Source organism: Rubrivivax albus (assembly GCF_004016515.1).
GTDB classification, from domain to species: domain Bacteria; phylum Pseudomonadota; class Gammaproteobacteria; order Burkholderiales; family Burkholderiaceae_C; genus Rubrivivax; species Rubrivivax albus.
Genome location: NZ_SACT01000001.1, coordinates 332,605 through 352,129, shown reverse-complemented (window position 1 = coordinate 352,129; position 19,525 = coordinate 332,605). Strand labels below are relative to the sequence as shown.

Genomic DNA, 19,525 nt, shown 5'->3' with positions numbered 1-19,525 from the left:
CACGGCACGTGAACGTCGGGCTCAAGTCCGGGGCGCGCCGGCCGATCTCCGTGGGGTCGATGCCCCGCCGGGGTGTCCGAGCCGTCTTCCCACCATGTCGACGAACCCCGACCACAGCAAGCACTCCGTTCGCTCCGATCCTGCGCGAAAGGCGGGGCGTGCCATGGCCCTGTCCTTGAAGCTGCTGCTGGACAAGGTACCTGGGTCGCGCGAAGTGCTGCCCTACCTGGCCGCGCTGGAGCGTGCGCTGGCCGCCGATGGCACGGAGGTGCTCAACCACATCCCGCTGTCATCGCTGCGCAAGATGGGCGCGCAGCTTGCAGCACTGCCGATGGACATGGAGGACAAGCCGCTGCGTGCACTACAGGTCAGGCTGCAATCCGCCATCCTCAGGCTCGACGAGACACCACCGCCCAAGCCCGAGCGCATCCCCTACCTCCCGAGCGCCCTTGATGAAACCCGGGTGGAAGTCACCGAAGTGAGTGCGAGCGAATGGGCGGCGGTCAGCCTGCTCTCACTGGACGGGCCGGGCAAAGGCCCGACCTGACTCAGCCGAGGTAGCGCCGCGCCAGGTGCGCCTTGAAGTGCGCCGGGTTCAGCGGTTCGCCGCTGGCGCGCACGGCCAGTTCGTCGGTGGTCCAGCGGCTGGCCTGGGTCCAGATGTTGACCTTCAGCCAGTCCAGCGCCGGAGCCAGGTCGCCGGCGTTCAGCCGCGCATCGAGGTCGGGCACGGCACGGCGGATGGCGCCGAACCACTGCGCCGCGAACATCGCGCCCAGCGAATAGCACGGGAAATAGCCGATCAGGCCAGCCGGCCAGTGCACGTCCTGCATCGGCCCGTCCGCGAAGTTGCCGCGCGTGTCCAGGCCGAGCAGCTCCATCATCTTGGCGTCCCACAGCGCGGGGATGTCCTCCGGCTCGATCTCGCCTTCGACCAGCGGCCGCTCGATCTCGTAGCGCAGGATGATGTGCGCCGGGTAGGTGACCTCGTCGGCATCGACGCGGATCAGCCCCGGCTTCACGCGCGTGAGCAGGCGGCGCAGGTTGGCCGGCGCAAACGCCGGCTGCTCGCCGAAGGCCTCGCGCAGCAGTGGCGACACCAGCGCCGCAAAGCCCGGGTGGCCGCCGATCTGCATCTCGAAGCTCAGGCTCTGGCTCTCGTGCAGCGCCATCGAGCGTGCCTCGGCCAGCGGCTGGCCCAGCCAGTCGCGCGGCAGGTTCTGCTCGTAGCGGCCGTGGCCGGTCTCGTGCACCGTGCCCATCAGGCTGCCGAGGAAGTTGTCGGTGCTGTAGCGCGTGGTCATGCGTACGTCCTCGGGCACGCCGCCACAGAAGGGGTGGGTGCTCACGTCCAGCCGACCGGCATCGAAGTCGAAGCCCAGCAGGCGCATGACCTGCTCGCTGAGCCAGCGCTGGCGTTCGACGTCGAACGGACCGACCGGATCGATCAGCGGCTCGGCACGGTGCTGCTCGGCCTGGCGGGCCACCACCTGCTGGATCAGGCCGGGCAGCCACTGCCGCACCTCGCCGAACACACGGTCGACGGTGGCGGTGGTCATGCCCGGCTCGTAGGCGTCCATCATCGCCTCGTAGCGGCCCAGGCCCGAGGCGTCGGCCAGGCGCGCCGCCTGCTCGCGGGCGATGGCCAGCACCGGGCGGAAGTTGGCCAGGAATCCGGCCCAGTCGCCGGTGGGACGCTGCGTGCGCCAGGCGTGTTCGCAGCGCGACGTGGCGATCTCGCGCCGCTGCACCAGGTCGTCGGGCAGCGCGGTGGCGCGCTGCCAGTCGCGCCGGATCTCGCGCAGGTTGGCGCGCTGCACGTCGTCCAGGTTCTCCTGTTCGGCGCGTTCGATCTCCGTGCCCAGCGCCGGGTCGGTGCGCATGCGGTGCATCAGGGCCGCCAGCTCGGCGATGGCGGCGGCGCGGGCCTCGTTGCCCTTGGCCGGCATGTTGGCCGCCTGGTCCCAGCCGGCGATGGCGCCCAGGTGGCCCAGGCGGTGAAGCCGCTGGTAGGTGGCGGTGAGGTGGTCGTAGGCGGGTGTCTTCATGGCAGGATTGTGCTAGGTCAAACGTGCCACTGCCCGGGGAACAGCCACAGCAGGGCCGCTGTCATGGTCACGTAGCGCGCGAACTTGCCGATGGCCATGTAGACCACGCAGGGCCAGAACGGCAGCCGCAGCCAGCCGGCCACCGCGCACAGCGGGTCGCCCACCACCGGCAGCCAGGCCAGCAGGCAGGCCTTGGCGCCAAAGCGCTCCAGCCACTGCAGGGCGCGCAGCTCCGCCGGCTTGCGGTGGCGCACCTTCTCGTAGGCGCGCTCGGCCCCGTAGCCCATCCACCAGCTGATGGCGCCGCCCAGCGTGTTGCCGGCGGTGGCCACCACCATCGTGGTCCAGAACAGGTCGGGCTCGAGCTTCAGGAAGCCCAGCACCACCCACTCGCTGCCGGCCGGCAGCAGCGTGGCCGAGACCACGGCGACGACGAACACCGTCGACAACCCGAACTCGGGCAGGGCCAGCAGCTGCAGCAGGGATCGGAGCGCCTCGTCCATCGCGGCCGCGATTATTCCGCCCACCTATAATTTCCGGCTCCCCGCCCGCCGCTTTCCCCCACCGCCCGCCCATGAAGATCGGCCACGTCGTGCTGCCGAACAACCTGTTCGTCGCCCCGATGGCCGGGGTGACGGACCGGCCGTTCCGCATGCTGTGCCGCCAGCTGGGCGCCGGCTACGCGGTCAGCGAGATGGTCACCAGCCAGAAGCACCTGTGGGCCTCGCTGAAGACCTCGCGCCGCGCCGACCACACCGGTGAGCCGGCGCCCATCGCGGTGCAGATCGCCGGCGTGGACCCGGCCGAGATGGCCGACGCCGCCCGCCACAACATCGACCGTGGCGCGCAGATCATCGACATCAACATGGGCTGCCCGGCCAAGAAGGTGTGCAACACCTGGGCCGGCTCGGCGCTGATGCAGAACGAGCCGCTGGCGCTGCGCATCGTCGAGGCCGTCGTGGCGGCCTGCGCGCCGCGCAATGTCCCGGTGACGCTGAAGATGCGCACCGGCTGGTGCGCGGCGCAGAAGAACGCACCGGTCCTGGCGCGTGCCGCACAGGAGGCCGGCATCGCGATGCTGACCGTGCACGGCCGCACGCGCGAGCAGGGCTACGGCGGGCAGGCGGAGTACGACACCATCGCCGCGATCAAGGCCGAGCTGCGCATCCCGGTGGTGGCCAACGGCGACATCGACTCGCCGGAGAAGGCCGCCGCGGTGCTCAAGTCCACGGGCGCCGACGCGCTGATGATCGGCCGCGCGGCGCAGGGCCGGCCGTGGATCTTCCGCGAGATCGCGCACTACCTGGCCACGGGCGCGCACCTGCCGCCGCCGCCCACGGCCGACGTGCGCGGCTGGCTGCTGGCCCACCTGCAGGACCATTACGGCCTGTACGGCGAGTTCACCGGCGTGCGCACGGCGCGCAAGCACATCGGCTGGGCCGTGAAGGCGCTGCCCGGCGGCGAGGCCTTCCGCGCCGCAATGAACACGCTGGAGACGGCCGACGCCCAGTTGCGCGCCGTGACCAGCTTCTTCGACGAACTCGCCGCGCTGCACCCGCGCTGGCCGGCCGCCAACGCGCCGCGCATGACCGAACAGGACGCCGCATGAAGCTCGAGGACGCGGTCCGCACGTCACTGGAGGCCTACTTCCGCGACCTCCGCGGCGCCGAGCCGCACGGTGTGCAGCAGATGGTGCTGCAGTCGGTGGAGAAGCCCATGCTGGAGGTCGTGCTGCGCCATGCCGAAGGCAACCAGCGCCTGGCCGCTGAGTGGCTGGGCATCAACCGCAACACCCTGCGCCGCAAGCTGGTCGAGCACGGCCTGATCGATTGAACCCCGGAACCTTCCCATGACCCTCTCCGCCCTGATCTCCGTCTCCGACAAGACCGGCGTGCTCGACTTCGCCCGCGCGCTGCACGAGCAGGGCGTGCGCCTGCTGTCCACCGGCGGCACTGCCAAGCTGCTGGCCGACGCCGGCCTGCCGGTGACCGAGGTGGCCGAGCTCACCGGCTTCCCGGAGATGCTGGACGGCCGCGTGAAGACGCTGCACCCGCGCGTGCACGGCGGCCTGCTGGCCCGGCGCGACCTGCCGGCGCACATGGCTGCGCTGGCCGAGCACGGCATCGGCACCATCGACCTCCTGGTCGTCAACCTCTACCCCTTCGCGCAGGCCACGGCGCGTGCCGACTGCACGCTGGAGGACGCGATCGAGAACATCGACATCGGCGGCCCGGCGATGCTGCGTGCGGCGGCCAAGAACTGGGCCGACGTGACCGTGCTGATCGACCCGGCCGACTACCCGCGCGTGCTGGCCGAGCTCAAGACCGGCGGCGTGGAGCGTGCCACGCGCTTCATGCTGGCCAAGAAGGTGTTCGCGCACACCGCCGCCTACGACGGCATGATCACCAACTACCTCACCGCGCTGCAGCCCGAGGCCGAGTTCGCGCCCGCCGCCGTGCCCGCGCGTGAACCCTTCCCCGCGGTGTGGAACCTGCAGCTGGCCAAGACGCAGGACATGCGCTACGGCGAGAACCCGCACCAGGCCGCCGCCTTCTACCGCGATGCCAAGCCGGCCGCCGGCACGCTGGCGCAGTGGACGCAGGTGCAGGGCAAGGCGCTGAGCTACAACAACATCGCCGACGCCGATGCTGCCTGGGAGTGCGTCAAGAGTTTCGACGTGCCGGCCTGCGTGATCGTCAAGCACGCCAACCCCTGCGGCGTGGCCCTGGGCGCCGACCCGCACGAGGCCTACCGCAAGGCCTTCCAGACCGATCCCACCTCGGCCTTCGGCGGCATCATCGCCTTCAACCGCCCGCTCGACGGCGCCGCGGCCGAAGCCGTCAGCAAGCAGTTCGTCGAGGTGCTGATCGCCCCGGCCATCACGCCCGAGGCGCGTGCCGTGTTCGCGAGCAAGGTCAACGTGCGCCTGCTGGAGGTGCCGCTCTCGGCCGAGATGAACACCTGGGACATGAAGCGCGTGGGCGGCGGCGTGCTGCTGCAGAGCCAGGACGCGAAGAACGTGGCCGAATCGGAACTGCGCGTGGTGACGAAGCTGTCGCCCACCGCCGAACAGATGGCGGACCTGATGTTCGCCTGGAAGGTGGCGAAGTTCGTCAAGAGCAACGCCATCGTCTTCTGCGCCGGCGGCATGACCATCGGCGTCGGCGCCGGCCAGATGAGCCGGATCGACAGCGCGCGCATCGCCGGCATCAAGGCGGGCAACGCCGGGCTGTCGCTGGTCGGTACCGCGGTGGCCAGCGACGCCTTCTTCCCGTTCCGCGACGGGCTGGACGTGGTGGTGGACGCAGGCGCCACCTGCGTCATCCAGCCCGGCGGCTCGGTGCGAGACGAGGAAGTGATCGGTGCCGCCGACGAGCGCGGCATCGCGATGGTGTTCACCGGGACACGGCACTTCCGCCACTGACGGCGGCGGCGCAGGCGCGCTTGCGCGCGCCATGCCGACAGGCCATCAGGCCGCCAGCAGGCCCATCGACTCCAGTTCGGCGGCCATGCGGTCGCCGAGTTCGTCTCCCGAACGCCAGGCGCCGTCCACGTCGCCACCGGCGAGGTAGTCGCCGCACACCCCCAGACCACGCCCCGCATCCCACCAGCACAGGCGTGCGTCGACGGGCGGCCGCCCGCTGGCGGCGTAGCGCCAGCGGTGCACGGCGCGGTGGTGCCAGCGCACGGTGGCCCGCTCGTCGCGGGACCAGGACTCGGCCAACGCGGCAGACAGCGCCTCGGCCACGTCGGCCGGGTCGTCGTCCAGGTGGCCTTGGCTCCACGCGGCATGCGCATGCGCCACCCACACCGCATGGCCCGGCAGGCGGGTGCGACCGGGCCGGCGGTCGTTGCGGGTGATCCAGGTCAGTGCACCAGTGGGCGGTTCGGCCGCGTCCCAGGGCCAGTCCACCTCGTCGGTGACGGCCATCAGCGTCCACACCGGGCACATCGGCCAGGCCGCCAGCGCCTCGCTCCAGACCTCGTGGTGGCCGGTCAGCAGGGCGGCGGCCTGCGTGGGCGGCATGGCCAGCACCACCTGGTCGAAGACGCCGGCCTCGCGGCCGTCGACGATGACGCGCCAGCGACCGTCCCGCCCACGCTGCAGGCGCTGCACGGCCTGCGCCAGCTGCACCGGCGTGTCGCCCAGCACATGGCGGACGAAGCCCGGCATGCCGGGTAGCGCGATGTGCCCGGGGCCGTGCGTGGGCCCGGGCCAGGGTGCATGCACACGCGGCGCCCAGGGCGCCAGCACGCCGGCCTGTTCGGCGCGGGCCACCACTGCCCGCAGGCGCGGCGATCGGGCCACGATCTGCGGCGCCCCATGGTCGAAGCCGACCTCCACCGCCTCGGCCTGCCCGGGCAGGTTCACCCCGGCGCGGCGGGTGGCCAGACGCCCGCCCACACCACGCGACTTGTCGAAGACCGTGACCTGGACACCGGCCGCCTGCAGGCCGCGCGCGCAGGCCGCGCCGGCGAGGCCGGCACCGATGATGGCCACCGTGGCACCGGGCACACCCCCGGCCGAAACATCGTTCGAAACAGCGTTCATGCGTGCCTCCAGGCTGGAAACCGACCGATTCGGCCGGTGCTGGCACCGCAGATTACTACCGATCAGTTTCCATGTAAACCGATTCGTTCAACAAAGAACGGCTCGGAACCGTCCAAGACAAAACCGGCTCACGACCGGCGCGCGTCGTTGAGCGCCCAGTCGTAGTCCAGGAAGCCGATGTCGGCCTGCCCCGCGCGGATGCGCCCGCGCACCGCCGGGTCGTCGGCCAGGACGTCGGCGAAGCGGCCCAGGTAGCCGGCCAGCGAGGTGATGCCGCGATGGCCGAGGGTGAAGTCCTCGCCGTACCAGTCGAAGATCTTCGACACCTCGAGGCGCCCGCGCTCGGCGTTCCAGCGGTTGCGCGTGCGGTCGGCCAGGAAGCGCTGAGCCTGCTGCTCGAGCTGCGCGTCCAGGCGCTCGGCGGTGAACGCCTCCTCGCGCAGCATCGGGCAGCCCACGCTGGCGCAGTTGACGGCGAAGTGGATGCGCGGGTCGTCGTAGCGGCCGCGCTCGCGCAGCATCCCGTGTTCGATGTCGTCGAGCGAAACCGTGCCCCCCAGCAGCGGGATCCACTTCGGCTTCCATGGGCTGCTGAACAGCGACCCGAGGTCCTTGATCGACTTCAGGTCCGGGTGCTTCGTGAGGATCAGCTCGACCGTGAAGGCGTTGTAGGCGTTGATCAGGAAGGCCATCCGGGCCGGCTTGCCCCAGGCGTCGAACGCTGCTTTCGACACCGCCGACAGGGTGGCCAGGTAGGCCTTCAGCGCCGGGCGGTCGGCGGCGAAGCCTGCGTAGCGGACCTGCGACGCCTGGCCACCGCGCAGCAGCACCACGTGGCGCTGCAGCAAGGCGGTCCAGGGCGCGTGGTCCACGCCATCGGTGGCCGCACGGGCCGGCCAGGCTGGCAACAGCGACAGGGCGGCGGCATGCAGGCACAGGCGTCGGGTCGGGTTCATGGGGATGGGTCGGGACATGAGGGCGATCCTGACACGGCCGTCGCCGGCTTGACACCCCCCGGCAACGCCCCGCCGATGGACAGGGCCGGGCCGCTCGCGCGACCATCGCGCATGCACCGACGACATGCCCTTGCGGCGATCTGCAGCGGCGCCGCCTTGCCACTGCTGCCCGGCTGCGCCGCCTCCGGCAGTGCGCCTACCGCCACGGCCCCGGCCGCCGCGCCGGCAGGCCGGGTGCTGCGTGCCGGCGTGCACACGACTGCGGCGGCCGGGCAGGCGCAGCTGCCGGTCTGGGCCTATGACGGGCAGACACCCGGCCCGGTGCTGCGCCTGCGCCGCGGCGAGGTGCTCGACCTGGCGCTGCACAACGCCCTGCCCGACCCGACCACGATCCACTGGCACGGTGTGCGCGTGCCCAACGCCATGGACGGCGTGCCGCACCTCACGCAGCCGCCGGTGGCGCCGGGCGAGACCTTCCGCTACCGCTTCGCGCTGCCCGACGCCGGCACCTACTGGTACCACCCGCACTGGGGCACGCCGGAACAGGTGGAACGCGGGCTGGCCGGCGCGCTGGTGGTGGAGGACGACGCCCCGCCGCCGGTGGACCGCGACGAGGTCTGGCTGCTCGACGACTGGCGGCTGGACGGCCACGGCCGGATCGCCGAGGACTTCTACGGCTTCCACGACGTGTCGCACGCCGGACGCCTGGGCCAGCGGCTGACGGTCAACGGCCAGGTCGAGCCCACGCTGGCGCTGCAGGCCGGCCAGCGGCTGCGGCTGCGCCTGGTCAACGCCGCCAATGCGCGCATCTTCGCGCTCGAACTCGCCGGCCTGCCGGCCTGGCTGATCGCCCGCGACGGCATGCCGGCCGAGGAGGCCGTGGCCTGGGACGGCCCGCTGCTGCTGGGCCCGGGCATGCGCGCCGACCTGATCGTCGACGCCGCGCAGGCCGGCCGCTTCACGCTGCGCGACCGATTTGGCCGCGGCGAGCGCGTGCTGGCGCACGTGACGGTCGACGGCACCCCACCCGGCGGCGCTGCACGCCCGGCACCGCGCCCGGCCACGCACGACCCGCTGCCGGCCCCGGCGCTGGCCGACGCCCTGGCGCAGCCGCTGGTCTTCGGCGGCGGCATGATGGGCATGGGCGGCTGGCCCGACGACCCGCTGACCGAACGCGCCGCGCGCAAGCAGCGCCGCCTGGGCGGCAGCCGCGAGGCCGACCCGGTGTGGAGCGTCAACGGCCACGCGCACATGGGCCGGCACGACGCCCACCCGCCGCTGTTCCGCGTGCCACGCGGGCGCACGGTGCGCCTGCAGATGGCCAACCGCACCGCCTGGTGGCACCCGATCCACGTGCACGGCCACCACGTCAAGCTGCTGTCGCGCAACGGCCAGGCGCTGTCGGTGCAGCCCTGGCGCGACACCGTGCTGCTGTCGCCACGCGACACCGCCGAGGTGGCCTTCGTCGCCGACAACCCCGGGCGCTGGCTGGTCCACTGCCACGTGCTGGAGCACCATGCCGGCGGCATGGGCGCGATGTTCGAGGTGACCTGAGCGGCGTCGCGGTCAGCGGCAGCGCTGCAGCACGGCGGCGGCCGCATCGGCCAGGCGCGTGTAGCCGGCCCGGTTGGGGTGGATGGCGTCGGCCTTCAGCGCGTCGTCGCTCAGCACCTCGGCCACGACGTCGGGGATCACGTGCAGGTCGCCCGCCAAGTCGTCGAACAGCGGGTGGTCGTCCAGCAGGCCCACGACGGCCGCCACGCTGGGTTGCGGCACCGCGAAGATCACCGGCACCGCGCCGGCGGCGCGCACGCGCTCGGCCACCGCCTTCAGGTTGGCCCGCGTGCGCTCGGCCGGCACGCGGCGCAGCACGTCGTTGCCGCCGCTGGTGATCAGCACCAGGGCCGGCCGGTGCTCGGCCAGCGCGTCGTCGATGCGCGCCAGCAGGCCGTCGCTGCGTTCGCCGTTGATGCCTCGCTGCACGACGGTGACGGCCTCGCCCAGGCGCTGCTGCAGCTGTTCGGCGTAACCCTCGCCGTCGCCACCCTGGCCGCGGGTGAGCGAGTCGCCGATCGCCAGCACGGTGGCGCCGGACGGCAGGTGGCAGCCGGCCAGCGGTGACTCGCCACGCGAGCAAGCCGCCAGCGCTGCGGCGGCCAGCAGCGCGGCCACGCCGGCCGCGAGGCGCCTCACGCCCCTGGCCCGCAGTCCAGGCAGCGCTCCACCGGCGGCGGCCCCATGCGCAGTTCGCGCTGCAGCTCGCGCAGCGCAGTGCGCAGGCCTTCCTCGATCACCGGGTGGTAAAAGGGGCTGTCGAGCATCTGCTGCACGGTGTCGCCGCGCTGCGCGCTCCAGGCCAGCAGGTGGCCGATGTGCTCGGCCGCCGGGCCGATCATCTCCGCACCCAGGAAACGGCCGGTGTCACGCTCGCCGTAGACGTGCAGCGCCCCCTGGTTGACGCCCATCACGCGGCTGCGGCCCTGGTCCACGAATGACACGGTGCCGGTGGCGAAGGCGGTGCCCGCCGCCGTGAGCTCGGCATGGCTGGCGCCGGCCAGCATGACCTGCGGGCTGCTGAACACCACCGCCAGCGGCGCGCGGCGCGGGCGCACGCGCACGTCGGGCCAGCGTCCGGCGTTGTCGCCGGCGATGCGGCCGTCGTCGGCGGCCTCGTGCAGCAGCGGGCGGTCCTCGGCGGCGTCGCCGGCGATGAAGACCGGGCTGTCGCCGATCTGGCCGGTGCGGCGGTCGTAGACCGGCACGCCGCCGGCGTCCAGCGGCAGCCCGGCGTTCTCCAGGCCCAGGCCGTCGACGTTGGGCCGGCGGCCGGTGGCGGCCAGCAGCCACTCGAAGCGTTCTTCGTCGACGTAGCCTGAAGCATCGGTGCAGCGCACGACGACGGCATCGCCCTCGTGCCGCGGCGCCAGGTGGTGTGCGTCCAGCGCCAGCGGCAGCTCGCCGGCGAACACGTCACGCGCCAGCGCCTGCAGCACCGGGTCGGTCAGCGGGCCGACGCGGCTGCGCCCGTACAGGCGCACGCGCACGCCCAGCCGGTGCAGCGCCTGCGCCAGTTCCAGCCCGATGACGCCGGTGCCCACCACCGCCACCGACGCAGGCAGCGTGGCCCAGTCGAAGACGTCGTCGTTGACGATGAGCCGCTCGCCCAGCGCGTCGCGCCAGGCGGTGGGGAACGCAGGCCGCGACCCGGTGGCGATGACGATGCGCCGGGCGTGCACGCGGGTGTGGCCGCCCACGTCCAGCGTGTGGCGGTCCACGAAGCGCGCCCGGCCGAGCAGGCGATGGCCCTCGGGCCAGCGGTCCACCGCGTCGGTGACGAAGCCGACGAAGCGGTCGCGTTCGCTGCGCACGCGTGCCATCACCGCGGCGCCGTCCACCCGCGGCGGGCCGGCAGACACCCCGAAGCGCGACGCGTGCGCGATGCCGTGCGCCGCCTCGGCCGCCGCGATCAGCAGCTTGCTGGGCATGCAGCCCACGCGCGCGCAGGTGGTGCCGTAGGGCCCGTCCTGGATGCTCAGCACCGACGGCGTGTGCGCCAGCGCGGCTCGGTAGGCGCCCATGCCGGCGGTGCCGGCCCCGATGACGGCGACGTCGACCTCGCGCAGCGTGCTCACTGGGGTTTCGCCTTGGCCGCGGCCACCATGGCCGCCAGCTCCTCGCCGGTCTTGTAGTGCGGCACCCGGAACACCAGGCGCTTGATCCGCTGCACCAGGCTGTTGCTGCCGGCGATCTCGTCGCGCCAGTAGCCGTCGGCCCAGGCGATGTAGGCCGGCACGTCCAGCTCGAAGGCCGCCTTCGAGCCCTGGCCACCGAAGATGTAGAGCTTGCCGTCGATGATGCGCCAGCTGTCGGCGTCGCCGCCCCAGGGGATGGCATAGGCGATGCCGTTGGCGCAGAAACCCCCGTACTGCGGCAGGTACTTGGCCGGGTCGGCGTCGAACAGCGCCTTGTGTTCGGCGCTGGCGAAGTGCAGCGTCACGCCCTCGTGGGTGCTGCTGAACCGGGCGTCGCCCTGCCGGTGGCGGCCTTCGGTGAAGTAGGCCACCACGTCGGCGCCCTGCAGCAGCACGCGGTCGTGGCCGGCCATGTCGACCGCGTTGACCGGACTGTACGCGCCGGAGGGGTTCTGCGTGACCAGGGCGGTGCAGCCGCCCAGCAGGGCCAGGGACAAGGCCGCTGCAGCGGCCAGGCGAGGAAGACGGGGACGTGTCGGCATGACGGGTTCGGTCGGATCGGACGCGCCGAGCTTACGGCTAGCATGGCAACCATGTCGCGCGCCGAGTTGATGGGGGCGCTGCTGTCCTTCATCGCCCGCCTGATCACCGGGGCGCAGGGGCACTGGCTGGGCGTGCCGCCCAAGGCCGAGCAGCGCATCTACTTCGCCAACCACCAGAGCCACCTGGACTGGGTGCTGATCTGGGCCGCGCTGCCGCGCGAGCTGCGCGCCACCACGCGGCCGATCGCGGCCAAGGACTACTGGACCTCGGGCCGCTTCAAGCACTGGATCACGCGCGAGGTGTTCAACGCGGTGTACGTGAACCGCGCCCGCACGGCCGACGAGGACCCGCTGGAGCCGCTGGTGGACGCGCTGCGCAACGGCGATTCGCTGGTGATCTTCCCCGAGGGCACGCGCAGCAACAAGGGCGACCCGCAGCCCTTCAAGAGCGGCCTGTACCACCTGGCCGAGCAGTTTCCGACGGTGCCGCTGGTGCCGTGCTGGATCGACAACGTGCAGCGCGTGATGCCCAAGGGCGAGGTCGTGCCGGTGCCCATCCTGTGCACCGCCACCTTCGGCGCGCCGCTGCACCTGGCCGCGGGCGAGGACAAGCGCGACTTCCTGCGCCGCGCGCGGGAGGCGGTGGTGGCGCTGCGGCCCGCGGGCTCCGGGGCCTGAGCGATGGGGCGCCTGCGTGAGCTCGGCGTCGACCAGCAGGTGGCCCTGCTGTTCGTGGTGCTCTTCGGGCTGCTGGTGCTGGCCACCGCCGCCGCGCTGCTGTGGAGCGTGCGCCACGACGACCACCCCAGCGCTCCGCGCCTCAAACGCGACCTGCGCGCGCTGTGGGTGGGCACCTGCGTGTTCTGGGCGGCCTGGATTTCGGGCCCGCTGGGCGCCACGCTGCTGTTCGGCGTGCTGAGCTTCCTGGCGCTGCGCGAGCTGATCACGCTGGTGCACACGCGACGCGGCGACCACCGCAGCCTGATCCTGGCCTTCTTCGTGATCCTGCCGCTGCAGTACGTGCTGGTGGGCACGCGGCACTTCGACCTCTTCACGGTGCTGATCCCGGTCTACGCCTTCCTGGCCATCCCGGTGGCCTCGGCGCTGGCCGGCGACCCGCAGCGTTTCCTGGAGCGCAACGCCAAGATCCAGTGGGGCATCATGGTCTGCGTCTATGGCCTCAGCCACGCGCCGGCCCTGCTGCTGCTGGACTTCCCGCGCCAGGCCGGGCGCGGCGCCTTCCTGGTGTTCTTCCTCGTCGTCGTGGCCGCCGCGGCGCAGCTGGTGCAGGAGGCGGCCAGCCGCTGGCTGCGGCGGCGGCCGGTGGCGCGGCACATCGACCGCTCGTTCTCCTACCGGGCCTGGCTGATGGGCGCGCTGGCCGCCGGTCTGGCCGGCGCACTGCTGTACTGGAGCACGCCCTTCAAGCCACCGCAGGCGCTGGCGCTGGGCTTCATCGCCGGTGGCGCCGGCACGCTGGGCGACCTGGTGATGCGGGCGCTGAAGAAGGACGCCGGCGTGCGCACCTGGGGCAACCGCGACTCGCTCACCGGCGCCGTGGGCCTGCTCGACCGGCTGGCGCCGCTGTGCTTCGCCGCGCCGGTGTTCTTCCATGCCGTGCGCTGGTACTTCCGTGTCTGAGCCCCGAAACCCGCCCCTGCGCATCCTCGGCATCGACCCGGGCCTGCAGCGCACGGGGTTCGGCGTCATCGAGGCCGACGGGCCGCGCCTGCGTTACGTGGCCAGCGGCACCATCGGCACGCTGGAGGCCCCACGTGGCGACCTGCCGGGCCGTCTGAAGCTGATCTTCGCCGGCGTTCGCGAGGTGGTGCAGGCCTACGCGCCGCACTGCGCGTCGGTGGAGATCGTGTTCGTCAACGTCAACCCGCAGAGCACGCTGCTGCTGGGCCAGGCGCGTGGCGCGGCGCTGGCCGCGCTGGTGGCCGGCGACCTGCCGGTGGCGGAGTACACCGCACTGCAGATGAAGAAGGCGGTGGTCGGCCAGGGCCTGGCGCAGAAGGCACAGGTGCAGGCCATGGTGCAGCGCCTGTTGGGGCTGACTGCGCCGCCAGGCAAGGATGCGGCCGATGCGCTGGGGCTGGCCATCACGCACGCCCATGCCGGCACCTCGCTGGCCGCGCTGGGTGCTGCCGCGACGCTCAGCCGCCGGCAGCACGCGCAGTACCGGAAGGGACGCGCGTACTGATCAGAAGGGTGCTTCGCCGGCTGGCGCGGCGGCCTCGGCGGCCGACACGGCACCGGCCTCCGCGGCTGCGGCCGGCTGGCGGTCGTTGAGGCCGCCCAGCGCGTCCACCAGGTCCGGCAGCAGCCGCCGCAGTTCGCCGGTGAACAGCGCCACGTCGGCGTCGAAGCCCTCGTCGCCGCCGGCGTCGGTCTCCAGGCCGTCCACGAACTGCAGCCGCTTGAGCGTGAGCCCCTCGGTGAGCACGAGCGACACACGACCGCCCCAGGTCAGCGCCAGCTGTGTCGGGCGCTTGCCTTCGCGGATGTGGGCCACCACTTCGTCGGTGTCGAGGTTGTGGCGCGCGAAGCGCACGGTGGCCTTCTCGCCCTCGGGTTGCTTGAGTTCGCAGTCGCGGTCGACCGTGAAGCCGCGCGGTGCCTCGCGCTCGGCCAGCCAGCCGGCCATCGCGGTGGCCGGGGCCAGCGCCGTGTCCAGCGGCTCCAGGCGCAGCCCGCCGCCCAGGGCCTCGAGCAGCGGCGTCACCACCGCGTCGGCCCGCTTGGTGCTGGCGGTGCCGATCCACACATAGCCGGCCTGCGGGTCCACCCACACCGTGGTGTCGGCGCGCTTGGGGAAGGCGCGCGGCAGCAGGGTGTGCACCAGCTCGTCCTTCAGCTCGCGCTTGGCCTTGCCCTTGGGCCGGCGGCCGGTCTGCTGCTCCAGCACGTCCAGCTTCGCCTCCAGCTCCTGGCGGATCACGCCGCCGGGCACGGCGCGCGTCTCGCGGCGCTGGCGCAGCACCATCTGGCCGCCCACGGCTTCGGCCAACGGGCCATGTTCCTCACCGCGCGGCGGCACCCAGCCGGCGCTGTCCACCGTCGTCGGCCCGCCTTCGACGAAGGGCGCGGCCTGCAGCCTGGCCTCGATCTCGGCCAGGCCGGGCACGGTCCAGTGGGCGATGCGGTAGACGAGCGCGTTCTTGAAGAGCATGCGGGCACAGGGTCGGGGGCGGTCGGGGCCGCGAGTGTAGGGCCCGTGGCGGGGCCGCCCCGGCTCAGCCCGCGCGTCGGGGCGGGCGCATGCTGGCGCAGGGGTCGGGGCGCTCGGCCGCCGGCACGTGCACGATGCGGTCGTAGGCCGTGGTGGTGTCGCCGGCTTCCAGCACGCCGATGGACTGGCAGCGGGCCCGCGTGGCGGGCGAGAGCCAGCGCGGTACGCCCACGTCGGTGCGCACGTGGCCGTTGCCGGCCAGCAGCAGCACGCCGCGGCCGATGTGCGCCCCCACGGCGCGCGCCATCTGCTGGTCGCGGGCGACCTGGATCAGCGCCATCCGGGCGGCCAGGTCGGCGCCCACGTGCCCGCAGTGGCTGGCCTCGATGCTGCGCGTGTGTGCGGCCAGCACGTCCGGCGGCACGTCGGCCTCGAAGCCGTGCGCGGCCAGGCCGTCGCGCATCAGCGCACGGCCCTCGGCACGGCCCACGTTGGCCGCCACCAGCGGCAGGCCCAGTTGCAGCGCACGCTCGATGAAAGGGCGGTAGAAGCGCCAGTCCCAGCCGCCGCGCGATGTACCGGCCGGGCGTGCGCCCAGCACGGCGTCGACGAAGGCCTGGCTGTCCGGGGTGGCACGGGCCGCCTGCAGCCCGTCGATGGCGGGTTGATCGCCGCGATCGAACATCTCCAGCGCGATGGCCGGGCGCGCGCCGCGCGCCAGCCAGGCGTCGACCGCGGCCAGGCGCAGGGCATGCCCGTCAGCGTTGTCGTGCACCTCGCCCAGCAGCACACCGGGCTGCCCGCCGATCAGCGATGCCGCCTCGTACCGGTGCGCGGAGGACGCACAGCCCCCCAGGCCGGCGGCGGCAGCCGCCAGCAGCCATCGGCGGCGGTCGGTGGGCATGAGGGTCAGTGCAGGTGCGGTGTGTCAGGCAGAGTATGGACCGTCTCGGCACCACCCAGCGCCGGCCCGCTCTGCGCCAGCACCCCCCAGCGGCCGTGCAGCCGCGCCGCCACCTGGCGCAGGGCCGGTGGCAGGGCCGGATGGCGCTGCAGGAAGAACAGGTTGGAGACGATCTTGCGCGCCGTCAGGCGCTGCAGCGTGCCGGGGTCGACCCGGGCCGCGGGTTCGGGTGCGGCGTGGCCGGTCATCAGCGCCAGGGTGCCCGCCAGCAGGCCGATGGCGCAGGGCAGTTCGTTGTCGTCGCGTGCGTCGTCACGGAAGGTCATGGCGGGGTCCTCTTGGGATCTGGGTCGTGGCGACCGGCCTTGTCGGGCCCGTCGTGATCGCCACGGGCAGGTGGCGCAGGGCGTCGCGCAGCACCTGCGCCTCGATGGCGCGGCGCAGGGCGGCGGTCCGCAGTCGGACGAACTGACGCCGCATCGACTCGATGGCGCGCGCATGGTCGGCCGCCTGCTGCGCCGCGCGGGCTTGGACATTGGCCAGGTGACGGCCCAGCACCGCGTTCTCGTGGGACAGCGCCGCCAGCTGGTCCAGCGCCGCCCGCAGGGCCGGGTCCTGCCATGCCCCCGACGGGACTGCTTGATCGCGCATGCGCATGGCGGACGGCCTACTTGGTGAGGATGAGCTTGCCCAGGGCCGTGACGCGCAGGCGATAGACGGCGTCACCATGCACGATCTCCAGCACCTGGCCCGGGCCCAGCAAGTCGCCGCTGCGAAGGCGCCGGGGCCGGGACTCGGCGCCCCCGACGGCGTCTTTGCCGGCTTGCAGCGTCCGGGTCGACGCGCTCGGCGCGGCATCCGAGGTCGTTGTCGGGTTGCCGGACGGCAAGGGATGAGTCGAACGCATGGTCCCACTGTATTGCGACTCGTTCGCATTTGCAATGGCGTTGCATGTCGACGGGTCTTTCGAGGCCGGTGCCGCCGGCCGTGCTGTTGATAGCATCCCCGCATGAGCACCTTGATCCACAGCCAATGGGTGCCGCTGGGTTCGAACGGCGGCGACGGCTTCGACGGTTTCCTGGTCCGGCCCCCGGCCGGCCGTGGCCCCGGCCTGCTGCTGTGGCAGGAGATCTTCGGCGTCAACGCCCACATCCGCCGCGTGGCCGAGCAGTACGCGCTGGCCGGCTTCACGGTGCTGGCGCCGGACGTCTTCTGGCGCGGCGAGCGCCGCGTGGAGCTGGGCTACGGCGAAGACGGCATGGCGCGCGGCCGTGCGCTGATGGGCGCGATCGCGCCCGACGCGCTGCGGGCCGACGTCGAGGCGGCAGCCTCGGCGCTGCGCGCGCTGCCGGAAGTGACGGGCGACCGGCTGGGCGCCGTGGGCTACTGCTTCGGCGGCCGGCTGGCCTACTTCTCGGCCGCCTGGGCGAACGTGGACGCGGCGGTGTGCTACTACGGCGGCGGCATCCACGACCAGCTGGCGCTGGCGCCGGCCATCCGCGGCGACCTGCTGTTCCACTACGCCGAGCACGACAACCACATCCCGCTGGCGGCGGTGGACCGTGTGCGCGGCGCCGCCTGCACGCCGGACCGGCCGGGCAACGCCTGCCACGTCTACCCCGGCACCCAGCACGGGTTCAACTGCTGGGAGCGCGGCAGCTACCACGCCGGGGCCTCGGCACTGGCGCTGGGCCGCAGCCTGCAGTTCCTGGCCGAGCGCCTGTTCTGAGCGCCCGCGTGGCCGCGGTCAGCCCGCGCCCAGCGCCACAGCCACGCGGTAGGTGACGAAGGCGGCCACGTAGGCCAGCCCGAACAGGTAGCCAGCCATCAGCGTCGGCACGCGCCAGCCGCCGGTCTCGCGCTTCACCGCCGCCAGCGTGGCCAGGCACTGGGGCGCGAACACGAACCACGCCAGCAGGGCCAGCCCGGTGGCCAGGCTCCACTGGCTGGCGATCAGCGGGGTCAGCACGCTGGCGGCCGCGTCGCCGGTGGCCGACAGCGCGTACACCGTGCCGAGCGCGCTGACGAGGACCTCCCGTGCCGCCAGCCCCGGCACCAGGGCGATGCTGATCTGCCAGTTGAAACCCAGGGGCGCGAACAGCAGCGACAGCGCATGGCCCAGGCGGCCGGCCACGCTGTAGGTGATGGGCGCGTCGGTGGCGCCCGGCGGCGGCGCCGGGAAGCTCGACAGCGCCCACAGAACCACCGTGAGCACCAGGATGATGCCGCCCACCCGGCGCAGGAAGATCGTGGCCCGCTGCCACAGCCCGATGGCCACGCTGCGCAGCGACGGCCAGTGGTAGGCCGGCAGTTCCATCATCAGCGGCCGCACCTGCCGGCCGGCGGTGGTGAAGCGCTTGAGCAGCCAGGCCACCCCCATCGCACCGACAACACCCGCCGCGTAGAGCCCGAACAGCACCAGTCCCTGCAGCGACACGCCCGGCCCCACCGACACCGCCGGCACGAAGGCGGCGATCAGCAGCGCGTACACCGGCAGCCGGGCCGAGCAGGTCATCATCGGCGCGATCAGGATCGTCACCAGGCGGTCGCGCGGATCGGCGATGGTGCGCGTGGCCATGATGCCGGGGATGGCGCAGGCGAAGCTGGACAGCAGCGGGATGAAGGACCGCCCGCTCAGGCCCACGCCGCCCATCAGCCGGTCGAGCAGGAAGGCCGCGCGTGGCAGGTAGCCCGACTCCTCCAGCACCAGGATGAAGGCGAACAGGATCAGGATCTGCGGCAGGAACACCAGCACGCCGCCCAGGCCCGCCACCAGGCCATCGACGAGGAAGCTGCGCAGCAGGCCCTCGGGCACCGCGCCGGCCACGGCCGTGCCCAGCGCCTCGGCGGCCGACTCGATCCAGCCCATCGGTGCCTCGGCCAGGCTGAACACGGCCTGGAACATCAGGAACAGCAGCAGCGTCAGCAGCAGCGGCCCGGCCACCGGGTGCAGCACCGCGCGGTCGATGCGCTCGCTGGCGTCGGGCGGCAGCAGATCGTCCAGCCCCAGGCGCTGCAGGATGGCGCGCACACGGTCGTGGTCCGCCTCGATCGATCCAGTGTGGCCATGCACACCGTCCATGCCCACAGGCCCGGCCGCGCCGCCCGCCGACGGCCAGTTCGCACGGTCGGCCAGACGCTCGCGCAGCGCCGCGTCACCGCCGGCCTGCACCGCCACCGTGGTCACCACCGGCACGCCCAGTTCGCGCGACAGCGCCTGCGCGTCGATCGACAGCCCGCGCCGGGCGGCGAGGTCGGTCATGTTCAGCACCACCAGGCAGGGCAGGCCCAGGCGCTGCACCGCCAGCACCAGCCGCAGGCCGCGGCGCAGGTTGGTGGCGTCGAGCACGCACACCGCCAGATCGGGCCGCTTCTCGCCGGCGGCGGTGCCCAGCAGCACGTCGTGCGTCACGCGTTCGTCGGGCGAACGCGGGTGCAGGCTGTAGGCGCCGGGCAGGTCGAGCACGCGCAGCTCGCGGCCACCGGGCAGCGGCAGCCGGCCCTCCTTGCGCTCCACCGTGACACCGGCGTAGTTGGCCACCTTCTGCCGGCTGCCGGTCAGGCGATTGAACAGCGCCGTCTTGCCGCAGTTGGGGTTGCCCACCAGCGCGACCAGCGGGCCGCCGCGGTGGACGTGGACGACGGCCTCGGCCACG

22 protein-coding genes are annotated in these 19,525 nt (G+C 72.9%); 9 read left to right on the top strand and 13 right to left on the bottom strand.

Annotation, left to right across the window (positions count from 1 at the left end; genetic code table 11):
* Positions 1–175: 175 nt before the first annotated feature.
* Positions 176–547: a hypothetical protein gene (locus ENE75_RS01610; RefSeq protein ID WP_128194961.1), complete on the top strand. Its 372-nt coding sequence runs from the start codon at positions 176–178 to the stop codon at positions 545–547.
* 1 nt (position 548) lies between these two features.
* On the opposite strand, the gene ENE75_RS01605 is transcribed toward ENE75_RS01610, so the two are convergent.
* Together ENE75_RS01605 and ENE75_RS01600 are read right to left on the bottom strand one after the other, a co-directional pair.
* Positions 549–2,048, bottom strand: coding sequence for a carboxypeptidase M32 (locus ENE75_RS01605; RefSeq protein WP_128194959.1), 1,500 nt, complete (start codon positions 2,046–2,048; stop codon positions 549–551).
* Between the two features lie 17 nt (positions 2,049–2,065).
* The gene (locus tag ENE75_RS01600) at positions 2,066–2,551 is read right to left on the bottom strand and encodes a YqaA family protein (RefSeq protein ID WP_128194957.1); all 486 of its coding nucleotides are present in this window, start codon (positions 2,549–2,551) and stop codon (positions 2,066–2,068) included.
* Positions 2,552–2,622: 71 nt separating this feature from the next.
* On the opposite strand from ENE75_RS01600, the gene dusB reads away from it, so the two are divergent.
* From dusB to purH, 3 genes are read left to right on the top strand one after another with little or no spacing between them, the layout of a single operon-like run.
* Positions 2,623–3,657, top strand: a complete 1,035-nt coding sequence (dusB, locus tag ENE75_RS01595; RefSeq protein WP_128194954.1) for a tRNA dihydrouridine synthase DusB — start codon at positions 2,623–2,625, stop codon at positions 3,655–3,657.
* The gene (locus tag ENE75_RS01590) at positions 3,654–3,881 is read left to right on the top strand and encodes a helix-turn-helix domain-containing protein (RefSeq protein ID WP_128194952.1); all 228 of its coding nucleotides are present in this window, start codon (positions 3,654–3,656) and stop codon (positions 3,879–3,881) included. The genes dusB and ENE75_RS01590 overlap by 4 nt, the downstream gene beginning before the upstream one ends.
* 16 nt (positions 3,882–3,897) lie before the next feature.
* Complete coding sequence (gene purH, locus ENE75_RS01585; protein ID WP_128194950.1) at positions 3,898–5,472, top strand: bifunctional phosphoribosylaminoimidazolecarboxamide formyltransferase/IMP cyclohydrolase; 1,575 nt, start codon at positions 3,898–3,900, stop codon at positions 5,470–5,472.
* Positions 5,473–5,517: 45 nt separating this feature from the next.
* Here the strand turns inward: purH and ENE75_RS01580 are convergent, their stop codons facing one another.
* Positions 5,518–6,600, bottom strand: coding sequence for an NAD(P)/FAD-dependent oxidoreductase (locus tag ENE75_RS01580; protein ID WP_128194948.1), 1,083 nt, complete (start codon positions 6,598–6,600; stop codon positions 5,518–5,520).
* Between the two features lie 128 nt (positions 6,601–6,728).
* Complete coding sequence (locus tag ENE75_RS01575) at positions 6,729–7,574, bottom strand: DUF547 domain-containing protein (RefSeq protein ID WP_233258875.1); 846 nt, start codon at positions 7,572–7,574, stop codon at positions 6,729–6,731.
* A 93-nt stretch (positions 7,575–7,667) separates the two neighbouring features.
* On the opposite strand from ENE75_RS01575, the gene ENE75_RS01570 reads away from it, so the two are divergent.
* Positions 7,668–9,110 carry a multicopper oxidase family protein gene (locus ENE75_RS01570; RefSeq protein ID WP_158288827.1) on the top strand — a complete coding sequence of 481 codons (1,443 nt, stop codon included), beginning with the start codon at positions 7,668–7,670 and terminating at the stop codon, positions 9,108–9,110.
* A 12-nt stretch (positions 9,111–9,122) separates the two neighbouring features.
* On the opposite strand, the gene ENE75_RS01565 is transcribed toward ENE75_RS01570, so the two are convergent.
* The 3 genes from ENE75_RS01565 to ENE75_RS01555 are packed head-to-tail and all read right to left on the bottom strand — an operon-like array spanning position 9,123 to position 11,790.
* Positions 9,123–9,749, bottom strand: a complete 627-nt coding sequence (locus ENE75_RS01565; RefSeq protein ID WP_158288826.1) for a GDSL-type esterase/lipase family protein — start codon at positions 9,747–9,749, stop codon at positions 9,123–9,125.
* Positions 9,746–11,188 carry a dihydrolipoyl dehydrogenase gene (locus tag ENE75_RS01560; RefSeq protein ID WP_128194939.1) on the bottom strand — a complete coding sequence of 481 codons (1,443 nt, stop codon included), beginning with the start codon at positions 11,186–11,188 and terminating at the stop codon, positions 9,746–9,748. The genes ENE75_RS01565 and ENE75_RS01560 overlap by 4 nt, the downstream gene beginning before the upstream one ends.
* Positions 11,185–11,790, bottom strand: a complete 606-nt coding sequence (locus ENE75_RS01555; RefSeq protein ID WP_128194937.1) for a YHS domain-containing (seleno)protein — start codon at positions 11,788–11,790, stop codon at positions 11,185–11,187. The genes ENE75_RS01560 and ENE75_RS01555 overlap by 4 nt, the downstream gene beginning before the upstream one ends.
* 51 nt (positions 11,791–11,841) lie before the next feature.
* Between ENE75_RS01555 and ENE75_RS01550 the strand changes: the two genes are divergently transcribed.
* From ENE75_RS01550 to ruvC, 3 genes are read left to right on the top strand one after another with little or no spacing between them, the layout of a single operon-like run.
* Positions 11,842–12,468: a lysophospholipid acyltransferase family protein gene (locus ENE75_RS01550; RefSeq protein WP_128194935.1), complete on the top strand. Its 627-nt coding sequence runs from the start codon at positions 11,842–11,844 to the stop codon at positions 12,466–12,468.
* A gap of 3 nt (positions 12,469–12,471) precedes the next feature.
* Complete coding sequence (locus ENE75_RS01545; RefSeq protein ID WP_128194933.1) at positions 12,472–13,431, top strand: phosphatidate cytidylyltransferase; 960 nt, start codon at positions 12,472–12,474, stop codon at positions 13,429–13,431.
* A gap of 16 nt (positions 13,432–13,447) precedes the next feature.
* Entirely contained in the window at positions 13,448–13,996 is a 549-nt protein-coding gene (ruvC, locus tag ENE75_RS01540; protein WP_128196691.1) for a crossover junction endodeoxyribonuclease RuvC, read from the top strand.
* On the opposite strand, the gene ENE75_RS01535 is transcribed toward ruvC, so the two are convergent.
* The 5 genes from ENE75_RS01535 to hemP all read right to left on the bottom strand — a co-directional run bounded on the left by ENE75_RS01535 (position 13,997) and on the right by hemP (position 16,632).
* Positions 13,997–14,965, bottom strand: coding sequence for a recombination-associated protein RdgC (locus ENE75_RS01535; protein WP_128194931.1), 969 nt, complete (start codon positions 14,963–14,965; stop codon positions 13,997–13,999).
* 64 nt (positions 14,966–15,029) lie between these two features.
* Entirely contained in the window at positions 15,030–15,869 is an 840-nt protein-coding gene (locus tag ENE75_RS01530) for a ChaN family lipoprotein (protein WP_128194928.1), read from the bottom strand.
* 5 nt (positions 15,870–15,874) lie between these two features.
* Positions 15,875–16,195: a hypothetical protein gene (locus ENE75_RS01525; RefSeq protein ID WP_128194926.1), complete on the bottom strand. Its 321-nt coding sequence runs from the start codon at positions 16,193–16,195 to the stop codon at positions 15,875–15,877.
* The gene (locus ENE75_RS01520) at positions 16,182–16,526 is read right to left on the bottom strand and encodes a hypothetical protein (protein WP_158288825.1); all 345 of its coding nucleotides are present in this window, start codon (positions 16,524–16,526) and stop codon (positions 16,182–16,184) included. Before ENE75_RS01520 ends, ENE75_RS01525 begins: the two co-directional genes overlap by 14 nt.
* A gap of 10 nt (positions 16,527–16,536) precedes the next feature.
* Positions 16,537–16,632, bottom strand: coding sequence for a hemin uptake protein HemP (gene hemP, locus ENE75_RS25210; RefSeq protein ID WP_233258874.1), 96 nt, complete (start codon positions 16,630–16,632; stop codon positions 16,537–16,539).
* Positions 16,633–16,890: 258 nt separating this feature from the next.
* Between hemP and ENE75_RS01510 the strand changes: the two genes are divergently transcribed.
* Positions 16,891–17,598: a dienelactone hydrolase family protein gene (locus ENE75_RS01510; protein WP_128196689.1), complete on the top strand. Its 708-nt coding sequence runs from the start codon at positions 16,891–16,893 to the stop codon at positions 17,596–17,598.
* 18 nt (positions 17,599–17,616) lie between these two features.
* Here ENE75_RS01510 and feoB read toward each other — a convergent pair whose 3' ends face one another.
* On the bottom strand, positions 17,617–19,524 hold the full coding sequence (gene feoB / locus ENE75_RS01505) for a ferrous iron transporter B (protein ID WP_128194920.1): 1,908 nt from the start codon (positions 19,522–19,524) through the stop codon (positions 17,617–17,619).
* Between the last annotated feature and the right edge of the window lies 1 nt (position 19,525).

Excerpts from the sequence above, each read along its gene's own strand:
- ENE75_RS01605 (WP_128194959.1), bottom strand. The coding sequence starts at position 2,048 with ATGAAGACACCCGCCTACGACCACCTCACCGCCACCTACCAGCGGCTT.
- ENE75_RS01600 (WP_128194957.1), bottom strand. The coding sequence starts at position 2,551 with ATGGACGAGGCGCTCCGATCCCTGCTGCAGCTGCTGGCCCTGCCCGAG.
- dusB (WP_128194954.1), top strand. The coding sequence starts at position 2,623 with ATGAAGATCGGCCACGTCGTGCTGCCGAACAACCTGTTCGTCGCCCCG.
- ENE75_RS01590 (WP_128194952.1), top strand. The coding sequence starts at position 3,654 with ATGAAGCTCGAGGACGCGGTCCGCACGTCACTGGAGGCCTACTTCCGC.
- purH (WP_128194950.1), top strand. The coding sequence starts at position 3,898 with ATGACCCTCTCCGCCCTGATCTCCGTCTCCGACAAGACCGGCGTGCTC.
- ENE75_RS01580 (WP_128194948.1), bottom strand. The coding sequence starts at position 6,600 with ATGAACGCTGTTTCGAACGATGTTTCGGCCGGGGGTGTGCCCGGTGCC.
- ENE75_RS01575 (WP_233258875.1), bottom strand. The coding sequence starts at position 7,574 with ATGTCCCGACCCATCCCCATGAACCCGACCCGACGCCTGTGCCTGCAT.
- ENE75_RS01570 (WP_158288827.1), top strand. The coding sequence starts at position 7,668 with ATGCACCGACGACATGCCCTTGCGGCGATCTGCAGCGGCGCCGCCTTG.
- ENE75_RS01555 (WP_128194937.1), bottom strand. The coding sequence starts at position 11,790 with ATGCCGACACGTCCCCGTCTTCCTCGCCTGGCCGCTGCAGCGGCCTTG.
- ENE75_RS01550 (WP_128194935.1), top strand. The coding sequence starts at position 11,842 with ATGTCGCGCGCCGAGTTGATGGGGGCGCTGCTGTCCTTCATCGCCCGC.
- ENE75_RS01545 (WP_128194933.1), top strand. The coding sequence starts at position 12,472 with ATGGGGCGCCTGCGTGAGCTCGGCGTCGACCAGCAGGTGGCCCTGCTG.
- ENE75_RS01535 (WP_128194931.1), bottom strand. The coding sequence starts at position 14,965 with ATGCTCTTCAAGAACGCGCTCGTCTACCGCATCGCCCACTGGACCGTG.
- ENE75_RS01530 (WP_128194928.1), bottom strand. The coding sequence starts at position 15,869 with ATGCCCACCGACCGCCGCCGATGGCTGCTGGCGGCTGCCGCCGCCGGC.
- ENE75_RS01525 (WP_128194926.1), bottom strand. The coding sequence starts at position 16,195 with ATGACCTTCCGTGACGACGCACGCGACGACAACGAACTGCCCTGCGCC.
- ENE75_RS01520 (WP_158288825.1), bottom strand. The coding sequence starts at position 16,526 with ATGCGCATGCGCGATCAAGCAGTCCCGTCGGGGGCATGGCAGGACCCG.